General features: G+C 75.6%; 10 protein-coding genes. 5 read left to right on the plus strand and 5 right to left on the minus strand.

Going from position 1 to position 13,238, the window contains the following annotated elements:
- The first annotated feature begins 219 nt into the window (after nt 1-219).
- The 3 genes from NLX85_RS28515 to NLX85_RS28525 all read left to right on the plus strand — a co-directional run bounded on the left by NLX85_RS28515 (nt 220) and on the right by NLX85_RS28525 (nt 2,911).
- Entirely contained in the window at nt 220-1,422 is a 1,203-nt protein-coding gene (locus NLX85_RS28515) for a low temperature requirement protein A (RefSeq protein WP_254340274.1), read from the plus strand.
- A 117-nt stretch (nt 1,423-1,539) separates the two neighbouring features.
- Nucleotides 1,540-1,746: a hypothetical protein gene (locus NLX85_RS28520; RefSeq protein ID WP_148425418.1), complete on the plus strand. Its 207-nt coding sequence runs from the start codon at nt 1,540-1,542 to the stop codon at nt 1,744-1,746.
- A 205-nt stretch (nt 1,747-1,951) separates the two neighbouring features.
- Nucleotides 1,952-2,911 carry a TIGR03557 family F420-dependent LLM class oxidoreductase gene (locus tag NLX85_RS28525; RefSeq protein WP_254340276.1) on the plus strand — a complete coding sequence of 320 codons (960 nt, stop codon included), beginning with the start codon at nt 1,952-1,954 and terminating at the stop codon, nt 2,909-2,911.
- A gap of 90 nt (nt 2,912-3,001) precedes the next feature.
- Here NLX85_RS28525 and NLX85_RS28530 read toward each other — a convergent pair whose 3' ends face one another.
- The 3 genes from NLX85_RS28530 to NLX85_RS28540 form a co-directional block, all read right to left on the minus strand.
- Nucleotides 3,002-5,104, minus strand: coding sequence for an amino acid transporter (locus NLX85_RS28530; protein WP_254340277.1), 2,103 nt, complete (start codon nt 5,102-5,104; stop codon nt 3,002-3,004).
- Nucleotides 5,105-5,186: 82 nt separating this feature from the next.
- Entirely contained in the window at nt 5,187-5,588 is a 402-nt protein-coding gene (locus NLX85_RS28535) for a hypothetical protein (protein WP_254340278.1), read from the minus strand.
- Nucleotides 5,589-5,697: 109 nt separating this feature from the next.
- On the minus strand, nt 5,698-6,549 hold the full coding sequence (locus NLX85_RS28540) for a S9 family peptidase (protein WP_254340279.1): 852 nt from the start codon (nt 6,547-6,549) through the stop codon (nt 5,698-5,700).
- 123 nt (nt 6,550-6,672) lie between these two features.
- Here NLX85_RS28540 and NLX85_RS28545 point away from each other — a divergent pair, with 123 nt between their 5' ends.
- A complete protein-coding gene (locus NLX85_RS28545; protein ID WP_254340280.1) occupies nt 6,673-7,221 on the plus strand; it encodes a CGNR zinc finger domain-containing protein in 549 nt (182 codons plus the stop codon).
- A gap of 81 nt (nt 7,222-7,302) precedes the next feature.
- Here NLX85_RS28545 and NLX85_RS28550 read toward each other — a convergent pair whose 3' ends face one another.
- Together NLX85_RS28550 and NLX85_RS28555 are read right to left on the minus strand one after the other, a co-directional pair.
- On the minus strand, nt 7,303-8,073 hold the full coding sequence (locus NLX85_RS28550; RefSeq protein WP_254340286.1) for a DUF5995 family protein: 771 nt from the start codon (nt 8,071-8,073) through the stop codon (nt 7,303-7,305).
- Between the two features lie 112 nt (nt 8,074-8,185).
- Nucleotides 8,186-11,128: a helix-turn-helix transcriptional regulator gene (locus tag NLX85_RS28555; RefSeq protein WP_254340288.1), complete on the minus strand. Its 2,943-nt coding sequence runs from the start codon at nt 11,126-11,128 to the stop codon at nt 8,186-8,188.
- 190 nt (nt 11,129-11,318) lie between these two features.
- On the opposite strand from NLX85_RS28555, the gene NLX85_RS28560 reads away from it, so the two are divergent.
- On the plus strand, nt 11,319-13,238 hold a 1,920-nt coding region (locus tag NLX85_RS28560; RefSeq protein ID WP_254340290.1), incomplete at its 3' end, for an adenylate/guanylate cyclase domain-containing protein.

A 13,238-nucleotide genomic window follows, 5' to 3' on the forward strand; every position in this document is an offset into this window, starting at 1 on the left:
CCTGGGCCGGTGGTGACCGACGGTCGCCACCGGCCCGCGCCGTGTCCGCCGGCCGTCGAGCCGGACCGGGCCGGACCGGGCGGGTCGGACCGCTCGCGGCGTGGCGCCCCGGACGGGCGCGAATAGGGGAAACCCGGCACGGGTCCGCGCGGGCGTCGCTACGGTCGGTGCAGGGCCGGACGGCCCGCCGCGCCGATCCCGCCACCGCAGGAGCACCTCGTGCCCACCGCCACGCCGGAGCAGCCCGCCGAGCGGCGACCCCCGGTGCGCGATCCCGAGGCGCCACGCCGGGTGACCCTGCTGGAGCTCTTCTTCGACCTGGTGTACGTCGTCGCTCTCTCGCTCATCTCGCGGGGCCTGATCACCGAGGTCGACTGGCAACGGGCCCTCCAGTCGCTGATCATGCTGATGGCCATGTGGTGGACCTGGGCGATCACCACCCTGGTCACCGACATGTACGACCCGCAACGTCCCGAGATCAAGCTGCTGATCATCGCGGTCATGTTCGGGGCGCTGCTCATGACCACCGCCATCCCGGAGGCGTTCGGCGCCCGCGGGCTGGTCTTCGCCGGGACGTACGTGGCGATCCATCTCGGACGCGGGCTGTTCCTCATGCCCACGGTCCGGCGCCACCGGCAGACCCAGCGCCGGGCGGCCCGCATCTTCATCTGGTTCGCGGTCTCCGCGATCCCCTGGCTCGTCGGCGCCAAGGTGAACGGCCACGCCCGCGAGACGCTCTGGCTTCTCGCCCTGGCCATCGACTACCTCGGGTTCCGGCTCGCGTACCCGGTGCCCGGCCTCGGTGTGGTGCCGGACGCCCAGCGCAACGTGACCGCCGAGCACCTCTCCGAGCGCTACCAGCAGTTCTTCATCATCGCGTTGGGCGACGCCATCCTGGTCACCGGGACCGTCTTCAGCCTGCACCACTCCGAGGCGGAGAACATCGGCGCCTTCGCCGTCGCGTTCGCCACCACGCTGCTGCTCTGGCGGATCTACGTGCACAAGTCGGGCGAACTACTGCCGCACGCCATCGCCATGGCGAAACAGCCGGCCCGGTTCCTGAACTCCGCCCCCTACACTCACCTGCTCATGGTGGCCGGGGTGGTGACCAGCGCGGCGGGATTCGACCTGGTGCTGCTCGAACCGACCGGGCACACCCCGCCGGCCTGGCTGGCGGTCCTCCTCGGCGGGCCGGCGCTGTTCCTGGTCGGTCGCGCCGCCTTCGAGTACGAGGTGTTCAGCCGGGTGTCGCTCTCCCGCCCCGGCGGCATCCTGGCGCTGCTCACCATCGCGCCCGGCGCACTGTTCCTGGCGCCCGTCTACGCCGCGCTCGGGGCGATGCTGGTGCTGGTCGGGGTGGCCGTCGCCGACCACCTGCGCAGCCGGGGCCGGCCGCCGGAGGATCCGTCGCCGCCACACTGAGCCGGCGCGGCATGGTCGGAATCGGCCGCGCCGGACCTGGGCGCCGTTTGACCGTTCACCCGCTCTGGGTACATGGCCTCCACCTCGATTCCACCACAACCCCAGTGGAGGCAACCCATGCGCGGCACCTCGATAGTCGGCGTCCTGGTCGTCATCTGGCTCGTCATCGGCGCCATCGCCGCCGGCCAGCGCGGTTACTACGGCAACGACGACACCAACTGCGCCGAGGCCGGCACCATCCTGGTCACCATCGTGGCCGGCCCGCTGAACTACATCGGCGCGAACCCCAAGGTGGACTGCCAGCTCCCCGAGCCGTCCAAGTAGGCCCGACCCCGCACCACCCCGGCCCGCGCCCCGCTCCCCCGCGGCGCGGGCCGTTCCGTGCTCGGCGGGTGCCACGTCACCCCGCGTAAGGCGTCCTAGGAGGCTGGGTTCATCACCCACCGCCGGGCGCGGGGATGCGGCGTTTGCCGGGTCGTGGGGTGGGAAGGGCAGCGGTCCAGCCACGCGGGGACGGGAGACCAGGGCGATGCGGATCGGCTACAAGCTGGCTTCGGAGGCCTTCGGCCCGCAGGAACTCATCCGGCAGGCCGTCCGCGCGGAGCAGGCCGGCTTCGACTTCGTCGAGATGAGCGACCACTACCACCCATGGCTGGAGGTGCAGGGGCACTCCTGCTTCACGTGGAGTGCGCTCGCGGCCGTCGCCGCTAAGACCAGCACGCTCGGCCTGGCTACCGGGGTCACCTGCCCGTCGGTCCGGTACCACCCGGCGATCATCGCCCAGGCCGCGGCCACCATGGCGCTGATCTCCGACGGCCGTTTCACCCTGGGCGTGGGCGCCGGCGAGCGGCTCAACGAGCACGTGGTCGGGCAGGGCTTCCCGAGCGTCCGCGGCCGGCACGAACGGCTGCGCGAGGCCCTGGAGATCATCCGGCTGCTCTGGCAGGGCGGCTACCAGTCGTACGAGGGCCGGCACCTCCAACTGGAGGACGCCCGGGTCTGGGACCTGCCGGAGACCCCGCCGGTGATCGCCGTGGCCGCCAGCGGGCGGTCCTCCGCGGCGACGGCCGCCGAACTGGGCGACGGGCTCTTCGCCACCGAGCCGAAGTCGTCGATCGTCGCGCACTACCGGGAGGCCGGTGGGCAGGGACCGCGCTACGCGGAGGTGCCGCTGGCCTGGGCGCCGGACGAGGAGCAGGCGGTCCGCGCGGCGAAGGAGACCAGCCGGTGGGCGGTCACCGGCTGGAAGGTGATGAGCGAGCTACCCAACCCGGTGAACTTCGACGCGGCCACGGTCTGGGTCGAGGACCAGCACATCCGGCGGCAGTTCTCGGTCGGGCCCGACCCGGAGCCGCACCTCGCGAAGGCGCGGGCGTACGTCGAGGCCGGCTACGACCACATCGTGCTGCAGAACGCCGGCCCGGACCCGGACGGCTTCCTGGACTTCTGCGCGGGTGGCTTCCTCGACCGGGTGCGCCGACTCGGCTGACCGGTAGCCGGGCGCGGCCCGGTCCGGGCGGCGGTGCGCGTACCCCTCGGGCTGTCGGACCGGGACGGGGCCGGCGGCCGGCGGCGGGGCTCAGCCGCCGACGTGGATGCCGGGACGGCGGGTGGGGTCCGGCTCGGACTTGCGGATGATCTCCCGGACCACCGGCGGGGTGTCGCCGCGGCCGAGGATCAGGTAGCGCAGCAGGTGCGCGATGGGGTTCCCCTCGGACCACTCGAAGTGGCAGTGCGGGCGGACCCCGGTGGCGTCGCGCAGCGCCAGCAGGATGGCCGCGATGGCGTTGGGCGCGGCCGGGCTGCTGGCGCGCAGGATCCGGTACCCGCCGACCTCCACCCCCTGCACCCGCAGCACCTCGCTGAACCGCGAGGGATCGCTGACGTCGATCTCCAGGAAGAGCACGTCGGCGGCGCCGGGCACCGGATTCATGCCGCGCTGGGCGCGCTCCTTGACCCGGTACTCCTTCAGCGAGCCGCTCTGCCGCTTGTTGGCGATGAGGTGCAGCCGGCCGTCGTGGGCGATCGAGTCGGCGACGAATCGCCGCGCCGCGTCGTCGAACTCGATCCGCTCGGTGCGCAGTTCGGTGGTGCGGGACACCCGGGAGATCAGCGAGACGGCGACGATCCCGGCGATGAACAGGCCGGAGATGGTGATCCCGTCGGGCTTCTCGATCACGTTCTCGATGAGCGCGTAGAGCAGCACCAGCGTGAGCACCGTGAAGCCGATCCCGGCGAACGGGTGCCGCGCCCGGTACGCGGAGATGGTCACCGCGATCGCGCCGGAGACCATCATGGCCAGGATTCCGGTGGCGTACGCGCCGGCCTGGGCGTTGACGTCGGCCCGGAAGGCGACCGTGATGGCGATGCTGATGGCGGTGTAGACCAGCACCACCGGACGGACCGCCCGCCCCCATTCGGGCGCCATGCCGTACGAGGGCAGGTAGCGCGGCACGATGTTGATGAGGCCGGCCATCGCCGAGGCGCCGGCGAACCAGAGGATGAAGATGCTGCTGATGTCGTAGACCGTGCCGAACGCCTCGCCCAGGTGCTCGTGGGCCAGGAAGGCGAGTGCCCGGCCGTTGGCCGCCCCGCCCGGCGCGAACGCGTCCGCCGGGATCAGCACGGTGGTGACGAACGTCGTGGCGATCAGGTAGACCGACATGATCAGCGCGGCGGTGGTGAGCAGCTTGCGGGTGTTGCCGATCCGCACCGTCAGGCGCCGCTCGGCGTCGCCGTCGCCCCCCTTGACCAGCGGCATCATGCTCACCCCGGTCTCGAAGCCGGAGAGGCCCAGCACCAGCAGCGGGAACGCGAGCACGCTGGTGGCCAGCACGTCACCCGCCCCGCCGACCTCGGTCAGCCGGTCGGTCCAGCCGCTGAGGGTCCCCGGGTCGGCGGCGACCTCGGCGAGGCCGACGACCACGATCACCGCGTTCAGCGCGAGGAAGACCGCCACGAGGGGGATGGCTACCTGCACCGCCTCGCTGAACCCCAGCAGGAACACCCCGCCGAGGACGAGCAGCAGCGCCACGGTCACCAGCACGGCGGCCGTGGTGCCGTGCGGGAAGGACTCGGGCAGGACCGGGTTCTCAAGCAGGTGCACGGTCGCGTCGGCGGCGGAGAGGGTGATCGTGATGATCCACGAGGTGGCCACGAAGCCGAGCAGCACCAGCACGAACAGCTTGCCGCGCCAGAACGGCAGCAGCCGTTCCAGCATCGCCACCGAGCCCTGCCCGTGCGGGCTCTCCCGGGCCACCCGCCGGTACATGGGCAGCATCCCGAACAGGGTCAGCGCCACGATCAGCAGGGTCGCGAGCGGGCTCAGGGCGCCGGCCGCCACCGCCGCGATCCCGGGCAGGTAGGACAGGGTCGAGAAGTAGTCGACGCCGGTCAGGCACATCACCTGCCACCAGGGGTGGGCCCGCGCCTGGTGCTCCCGGGTCTCCGGGCCGACCGGCTGCACGCGGTGCTGGAACAGCCAGCGGCTCAGCCGGCCGGCCGGTTCAGCCGGCCGGACCGGGCTCTCCACGTACTCCGGCAGCGTCCCGGTCCGGCGGCCGCGGTCGCCGTGCTCCGGATCGCGTGCGGCGCGCAGCGCCCGGTCCGCCGCGGTCGAGTGCGCCTGCTGGCGGCGCCCCCGCGTCCGCCGGGGCTGCGCCCCGTCCCGTCCCTCCGCCATGTACACCCCTTCAGGCCCTGAACCGACGGTAGGTGGTACCCGGGGTGCGGCCCGGCGGAACCGGACAAGCGGGGAAAGATGATCAGGGCAGGCCGGCGATCGCGTCGCGCAGCGCCTCCGGGTCGGTCACCGTCACCGTGACGGCCGGGTGGCGCGGCCAGGGGCCCGGGGCGAGCGCCGGCACCGGGGTGGCGAGGCGGAGACAGACGCCGGCGGCCACGCTGGTGCCGAAGGTGACCCCGCCGTCGGCCAGGGACAGGTGCGGGCCGACGGCCCGCCACCAGCGGTACGGGCCGCCCAGCTCGACCCCCGTGACGTTGTCGCGGGCGGTGCGCAGCCGCCAGGGGCCGAAGCGCACGGTCAGCTCGTCGGGGCCCAGTTCGACGCGGGCGGTCTCCGGCCGCACCCCGAGCAGGGCCAGCGGCAGCCGGAACGCCGGGTCGAACCGGAAGGCGAAGCGGCGGACCGGTCCGGTGTGCGGCATGGCGGGCGGGTACCCGGCAGGGCCGGGCCGACACCCGGTCACGCCGTTGCCCGCGGGACGGGGCCGGCCGGCGCACCCGGCGCCGGCCGGCCCGCTCGTTCCCCTCGGGTCAGGCGGGCAGTCCCAGCCGGCCGGCCAGCCAGGCGAGCCGGTCGTCCCGGGTGCGGGCGGCGCCCAGGTCGTGCTCCTCGTCCGGGTAGACCGACACCTTGGCCTGCGGCGCCGCGGCGGCGAAGGCGGCGCGGGTCTCCGCGCCGACGAACCGGTCCGCGCCGGCGAACTGGAGGTACGCGCCGGCGCCGAGACGCCCCACCAGGTCCACCGGGTCGAGGCCGGCGAAGACCGCCCGGTACGCCGCCCGCTCCCCCGCCGGCAGCTGGAGCCAGTAGAGGTCGAACCAGTTGGCCCAGGTGGCGTCCGGGGCGAGCAGCACCGCGGTGCGCAGCCCCGGCTCCCGGGCGGTCAGGTCGACGGCGTACATGGCGCCGTAGTCGTGGCCGACCACCGCCGTGCGCTTCCGGTCCACCCCCGGCTCGGCGAGCAGCCGCCGGTACGTCGCGCGCACGGCGTCGAGCTGAGCGGTGACCGCGGCCCGGTCCCGGGCGTCGCCGACCGGGTCGCCCGCCCACGGGAAGGTGAGCTGCGGCAGCACCGACACGACGCCCCGGCCGGCCAGGGCGGTCGCCTCGGCCAGGAACTCGCTGCGGTCCTGGTTGGCCCGGCCGGGCTCGAACCAGTGCAGGTCCAGCACCCCGGCCAGCCCGCCGCTGGAGCCCTGCGGCCGGACCAGCCAGGCCCGGACGGCCGGCTGCCCGGCGACCGGGAACTCGATGTCGCGGACCACCGTGGCCGCCGCGTGGTGCGGCTCGGCGGGTGCCTCCGCGTGGGCCCCACCGGCACCGGCGACCGCGCCGGCGACCAGCAGCGCCGCCACGGACACGAGGACGGGCAGACGTCGCATACGCCACCTCCATCAGTTTCTAAAAATGTTTATTAACTGACGACGCTAGGATGGCGTGCGGCGATCGGTCAAGTGCGGAGGGACGGCAGGCGTGTCGGCGACCGGACGAGGGAGGAGGCGCGGATGAGCGCGGTGCCACCCCTGGAACCCGCGCTGCGCCTGGCCATCGCGCTGCTGCACAGCTACTGGGTGCTCCAGGACCCGGTCGACCAGCTCTCGGTGGCCCGGCTGCGGGGCGCCGCCCGGGAACTCGGCCTCGCCGACGTCACCGAGCCGCTCACCGAGGCGGACCTGCCCCGGCTACGCGAGTTGCGCGACCGGCTCCACCGGGTCTTCGCCGCGCCCGACCCGGCCGCCCGCGTGGCCACGCTCAACGAGGTGCTGGCCGACGTGAGCGCCGGCACGGTGGTCGAGGCCGCGCCCGACGGCGCGCTGCGGCTCACCCCGCTGCCCCGGCCCGGCCCGGCCGGCCCGTTCGCCGCACTGGTCACCGGGGCGCTCGCCCGGGCCGCGGCGGCCGGCGGGGCGGAACGGTTCGGGGTCTGCGCGGCCGACGGGTGCGACGCGCCCTACCTGGACCGGACCCGCGCCGGCCGGCAGCGCTACTGCTGCGAGCTGTGCAACAACCGGGCCGCGGCGGCCGCGTACCGGGGGCGGTCCCGGCGCGGCTGACCGGCTCGCCGGCCACCCGCCACGGACGGCGTCCCCGCGTCCCACGCCCGGACGGCGGGACGCGGGGACCCCCCGTCCCGGCTACTGGAGGAACGCCCCGAGGGGCGAGAGCAGCAGCCGGCCGAGCAGCGCGGCGTTGTCGTCCAGCCGCATCCGCTCACACTCACGGGCGTCCGGGTCGTGCCGGCAGCGCCAGATCTTCTGCGCGTTGCGCCAGGCCACGTTCCGGGTGTACTCCACCAGCTCGCCCTGGTACCAGTCGTCGATGTCGCCGTTCACCATGTCGATCATCAGCTGCCAGTGGTCCAGGTAGCCGCGGCGCAGCTCCGGGATCCGCTCGGCGAAGATCTTGTTGATCTCCAGGTAGTCGTGGTGCTGGTCGCTGCCGTCGACCGGCTCGGAATCCAGGCTGTCGAAGGTGGTCACCAGCGCGAACGGCAGGTCGTAGTTGATGTGGGCGTTCACCCCGGCGGCGGCCGACGGCAACGGCCGGGCGTCCGGGCCGCGCATCCGCTGGAACAGGCACGACCAGGCCTTGGGAGTGCCCGGGTGGGAGTCGGTCCAGAACCGCAGCGCGTCGAAGTAGCGGGCGGCGAACTCCACGTCCAGCCGGGCCAGGAAGGCCGGGTCGGTGAAGCGGTCGTCGTACAGCCCGTCGAGCACCGTCGACGTGATGACCAGGTAGAGCTTGTTGAAGTCGGCCAGCGGGCAGCTCTCCTCAAGCGGAGGCAGCCGGACCAGCAGGTCCTGGAGCTTGGTGAGATGGTCGACGACCGCCGGCACGTCGGCGGGGTGGTCGGCGAGCAGCCCGACGATGTCCTGGTGCACAGGACCCCATACCGGTTCGGTCATCTCTCCTCCACAGTGGTCAGCGCCCCCCACGACGCCACCCGGTGACGCAGGACAGCCTTCCAGCCGGCGTACGCCGGCCGGATCAGTAGAACGACGTATTGCCGACGTACGGCTACTCGGGGCGGTTGCGCAGGAAGATCGCGCTGGCCTGCACCCGGGTGCGGACCTGGAGCTTGTCGAAGATGTGCGACACGTGCACGCCGATGGTCCGCTCGCTGATGAACAGCCGCTGGCCGATCTCCCGGTTGGTCAGCCCCTCGGCGACCGCGGCGAGCACCTCCCGCTCCCGGGCGGTGAGCACCTCCAGCTCGTCCACCGCGGGCGCGGCCGGCGCCGCGGCCCGGGGCCGGGGAGCGGGACGGGCGGCGGCCGGAGCCTCCTCCAGGGGCACCCGGGCCCGCCCGGCCAGGGTGCGGATCTCCTCGCTCAGCGGCACCGCGCCGAGCGCCTGGGCCGTCCGGTGGGCCTGCCGCAGCAGCTTGCCGGCGGTGGCCACCCGGCTGCGCCGGGCCAGCAGCGCCTCGGCCTGCCGCAGCCGGGAGTAGGCCGCCGGGTAGGGGTGGTTGCGCCGGTCCCACTCGGTGGCCGCGCGGGCCCACAGCTCCGGGTCGCCCCGGCCGTCGTCCAGCCGGCTCAGCTCGGCGGCGCAGAGGGCCAGGAAGGCGTCGGCGACGTAGCGCACCGGGGCGCCCGCCTTCCCGCTCTTGCGGGCCACCCGCTCGACCACCTCGCGCAGCCGGCGGACCGCGTTCGGGTCCACCTCGACGGTGCGGCTGGCCGAGGCCTCCGCCTCCGCGCGCAGCCCGTGCCAGGCCAGGGTGGCCAGCACGATGACGTCGTCGGAGCGGCTCTCGGTCAGGCCCCGCTGGACCGCCTGCCGGGCCAGGTCGTGCCGGCCCTGCCACATGGCCAACCCGGCGCGCAGGATGAGCATCGGCAGCACGTGCCGGGCCCCGCCGCCGGCCAGCACGGTGGCGACCGCCTCCAGGTCGCGGTCGGATGCCTCGACGTCGCCGTAGCCGACCGACAGCCGGCACCGGGCGAGCAGCAGCTCGACCGCGTCGGCGCCGGACGGGCGGTGCCGCAGCGCGGCCGCGACGACCTTCTCCGCCTCGGCCCACTGCCCCACCCGGAACAGCCCGTTGGTGGCGATGGCCAGCAGCCGGGTCTCCCAGGTGCGGCCCAGTCCCAGCTCGGCGACCCGCTCGGCGCCCCGGCGGGCCACCACCACACCCTCCTCGAGGATGTTCAGCGGCCCGGTGAGCAGCTCGGCCAGGTGCAGGTACGCGCAGGCCACGTCCTCCGGCCGGCCGGAGCGCTCGGCGGTGTCCAGCGCCCGGCGCATGACGGCCAGCCCGGCGTCCGGGTCCTCCAGGTAGGCCTCGCTGAACCCCAGCGCGGCGCTGGCCAGCACCACCTCCGAGGCGGCGCCCTCCACCTCGGCGGCGAGCCCGAGCGCCTCCCGGGCCTGGTCGCCGGCCTCGGCGTAGCGGCCCAGGTGCAGCAGCAGCTCGGCCAGGTGGGCGGCGGCGGTGGCCCGTTCCCGGGGCGTGCAGTCGGCCGCCGCCAGCACCTGCCGGTACTCGGCCTCGGCCGGCGCGGAACGCCCGGCGGCGGCCAGGTAGCGGGCCCGCCGGATGTGCAGGGCGCAGGTGGGCGGGCCGGCCGGGTCGGCGGCCAGCTCCTCCAGCAGGGCCAGGGCCCGGGCGTGCTCGCCGCAGTGGTGCGCCGACTCGGCCGCGTGGGTCAGCAGCTCGGCCCGGTCCACCTCGACCGGCTCGGGCCGGCCGCCGTCGGGCAGCACGGCGGGTGGGGTGTCGGCCAGGCTCAGCGCGGCCGACCAGTGGCGGTGCGCCTCGGCGTAGCCGTGCAACCGCTCGGCCTCCCGGGCGGCGGCCATGGCGGCCGGCAGGGCCCGGGCCGGCTCGCCGGCCAACCGCCAGTGGTGGGCCAGCCGGGCCTGGTGCAGCTCGGCGGTGGCCGAGGTGAGCGCCTCGGCGTAGCGGCGGTGCAGCGCGGCCCGCTCGGCGGGGAGCAGCTCGTGCGCCAGCACCTCGGCGACCAGGCGGTGCCGCAGCCGGTAGCCGTCGTCGGCGCCGACCAGCAGCCGGTGCGCCACGGCCTCCCGGACCGCCTCGATGAGCTGGTCCTCCGGCAGCCGGACGACCTGGGCCAGCAGCCAGTGCTCGACCGGTTCGACCCCGGCGGCGACCGCGTGCACCACGGCGTGCGCGGGCTGCGGCAGCGCGTCGACCCGCGCCAGGAAGACCTCGCGCAGCGTGTCGGAGAGCCCGTCGTGGCCGTCGCGCAGGTCGCGGGCCAGCTCCTCCACCACGAACGGGTTGCCGCCGCTGCGCTGCCACAGCTGGTCGGCGGCCTCGGGGGGCAGCGCCGTGCCGACGATCGCGACGGCCAGCTCGTCGGTGCCGGCCCGGTCCAGCGGCGCCAGGTCCACCACCCGGACCGAGCGCAGCCGGCGCAGCTCGGTGAGCACGCGGCGCAGCGGGTGCGCGCCCTGCAACGACTCGGCCCGGATCGCGGCCAGCACCGACAGCTGAAGGTCGCCGAGGCCCGCGAGCAGGTAGAGCAGGAGCTGGCGGGTGCTCCGGTCGACCCACTGGAGGTCGTCGAGGACGAGCACCAGCGGCCGCCCGGCGGCGACCAGGTGCAGGCCGCGCGAGACCCGTTCCAGCAGCGCGCCCGCGCCGTCCGGGCCGGGGGTCTCCTCGTCGAAGACCTGGAGCAGGCCGCGGACGGCGGAGGAGGTGCGCGCCTCGGTCAGGTCGGCGTCGAGGCGGCGCAGCGCCTGGCGCACCGGGTGCAGCGGGGAGGCGTCGCCGATGTCGAGGCAGGCGCCGGTGAGGACCAGCGCGCCCCCGTCCCGCAGGCGCTCGCCGACCTCGGCCAGCAGCCGGGTCTTGCCCACGCCGCTCTCGCCGGTGAGGAACACCGCCGCGGTCTGCCCGGGGGCGACGTCGTCGAGCAGCGCCGACCGGAGCGCCGCCACCGTGCCGGCACGGCCGACGAGCGGCGCGGTGTCCACATCGCTGGCCATGCCACGCAGCCTAGTCACAGGTTCCCGCACCGTTCTACGGGCTCAGCGCCCTTGTGGTACTCCTCGCGTCGACATTGCGACTAATGGTTGCGGGTGGTCGACATACGTCGTCCTACCGATCCCCCGAGGACCCGGTGGTGAAAGTCTCCGGAGGTCGTCAGGGCACCGGACCGGGGAGAGGGTGGGTGCGATGTTGATCACCACGCCCGTGGGGAGTCGGCAAGCCGTCACCACCGCGCGCTGGCCGGTGCCGGAGGAGCGGCGCACGGTCACCGTGCTCTTCGCCGACATCGTCGGGTCGACCGGGCTGGTCGAGCGGCTCGACCCCGAGGACGTCCGGGCGCTGCAACAGGCGTACTTCGGCACGGTGGCCGCGGTGCTGCGCCGGTGGCACGGCGTGGTGGAGAAGTACGTCGGCGACGCGGTGATGGCGCTGTTCGGAGCGCACGGGTCCGACGGGTTCGACGCGTACCGGGGGGTGCGCGCCGGGCTGGAGATCCAGGCCGCGCTGGACCGGCGGCTGCCGGCCGGCACGCGGCTGCGGGTCCGGGTCGGCGTGGCCACCGGCGAGGTGCTGGTCGACCTGGCCGGCACCCGCGACGGCGGGCACGGCGCGGCCAGCGGCGCGGTCATCACCACGGCGGCCCGGCTCCAGGAGTACGCCCCGCCCGGCGGGGTGGTCGTCTGCGCGGTCACCCGGCGGGCCGTCGCCGGCCTGGTCGAGCAGCGCCCCCTCGCCGCCATGACGGTGGCCGGCAAGACCCGGCCGCTGGACGTCTGGCGGGTGACCGGGGTGGCCCGGCACCGTCCGGCCCGCCACCACGGCCCCCTCGTCGGCCGCCGCCGCGAACTGGCCGCGGCCGGGGAGGAGATCGTCCGGGCGGTACGGGAGCGGCGTCCACGCTGGATCTCACTGGTCGGCCCGGCGGGCCGCGGGCGCAGCCGGATGCTGCACGAGCTGGTCCGAGCGGTGTCGACGGTGGACGGCACCCCGGTGCGGTGGTGCGTGGCGCACTGCCCGCCGTTCCCGGACGGGGAACTGGCGCCGCTGGCGGACATGGTCCGCGCCGTCGCCGGGGTCCGCGACACGCACCCGCCGGAGACCGTACGCCGGCGGCTGGCCACCACCCTGGACGGGCTGCTGCCGCCCGCGCGGCGGGGTGCGGCGGCGCACGCGCTGGCCGAGTTCCTGGCCGCCCCGCGCGACGCCGGTGCGGCCGCCCGCGGCGCCGAGGTGTGGCGGGAGGTCCTGCTCGGCCTGGCCGCCGCACAGCCGGTGGCGGTGGCGGTGGACGACCTGGACCGGGCCGCGCCGGCGCTGAACCGGTTCCTGCACCGGCTCTTCGCCGCCGCGAGCGAGCGGGGGCTGCCGCTCGCGGTGGTGGCCACCCACGGTCCGGGCTGGGCCGACCTGCTGCCCGGCGCGGCCGGCCGGCGGCGCCGGGTGTCGCTGCCCGCGCTGGGCACCGTCGACACCGGACGGCTGCTGCGGCACCTGCTCGACCGGGCCGGCCGGCCCACCGCGCCGGCCGCGGCGCTGCTCCCGCTCGTCGGCGGCAGCCCGGCCGCCGCGGCGGCGTACGCCGCGACGCCGGACGCCGACGGCGAGCCGGGCGGGGTGCCGGAGCCGGTCCGTCGCCTGGTCGACGCCCGGCTGGACCCGCTGGACGGCGAGCGACGGGCGGTGCTGATGGCCGCCGCGGCCCGGGGCGGGGCGGTCCCGGCCGCCACGGTGGACCGGATGCTCGGCTGGCCGGCCGGGCGCGCCGAGCCGGCGCTGCGCGCGCTTGTCGACGCCGGCCTGCTGCGCCGCACGGCCACCGGCGGCTACGCGGTCGCCGATCCGGCGGTGGCCCGGGTGGCCGCGCACCGGCTGCCCCGCGCGGTCCGGGCGGAGTTCACCCGCCGGCTGGGGGAAGCCTGGACGGTCGCGGCGATCCGTCCGGCCGGGACGGTCGCGGACGTCGCGGCCCGGGCCGCGGCCGGCCGGGCGGGCTGCCCGGCGGGGGCGGGGCGCCGGTCGGGTGGAGGGGCCCGACCGGCGCCGGTCCCGGCGGCGGCCGGCCGGACGCCGGGCGGACCGGCCGCGGGCGCCCACGCGGCCGTCAAC

The sequence above is a fragment of the Micromonospora sp. A3M-1-15 genome, assembly GCF_024213425.1.
Lineage (GTDB): Bacteria > Actinomycetota > Actinomycetes > Mycobacteriales > Micromonosporaceae > Micromonospora > Micromonospora chersina.

Coding starts and splice junctions, on each gene's coding strand:
- NLX85_RS28520 (WP_148425418.1), top strand. CDS start 1,540: ATGCGCGGCACCTCGATAGTCGGCGTCCTGGTCGTCATCTGGCTCGTC.
- NLX85_RS28555 (WP_254340288.1), bottom strand. CDS start 11,128: ATGGCCAGCGATGTGGACACCGCGCCGCTCGTCGGCCGTGCCGGCACG.
- NLX85_RS28540 (WP_254340279.1), bottom strand. CDS start 6,549: ATGCGACGTCTGCCCGTCCTCGTGTCCGTGGCGGCGCTGCTGGTCGCC.
- NLX85_RS28530 (WP_254340277.1), bottom strand. CDS start 5,104: ATGGCGGAGGGACGGGACGGGGCGCAGCCCCGGCGGACGCGGGGGCGC.
- NLX85_RS28525 (WP_254340276.1), top strand. CDS start 1,952: ATGCGGATCGGCTACAAGCTGGCTTCGGAGGCCTTCGGCCCGCAGGAA.
- NLX85_RS28550 (WP_254340286.1), bottom strand. CDS start 8,073: ATGACCGAACCGGTATGGGGTCCTGTGCACCAGGACATCGTCGGGCTG.
- NLX85_RS28535 (WP_254340278.1), bottom strand. CDS start 5,588: ATGCCGCACACCGGACCGGTCCGCCGCTTCGCCTTCCGGTTCGACCCG.
- NLX85_RS28545 (WP_254340280.1), top strand. CDS start 6,673: ATGAGCGCGGTGCCACCCCTGGAACCCGCGCTGCGCCTGGCCATCGCG.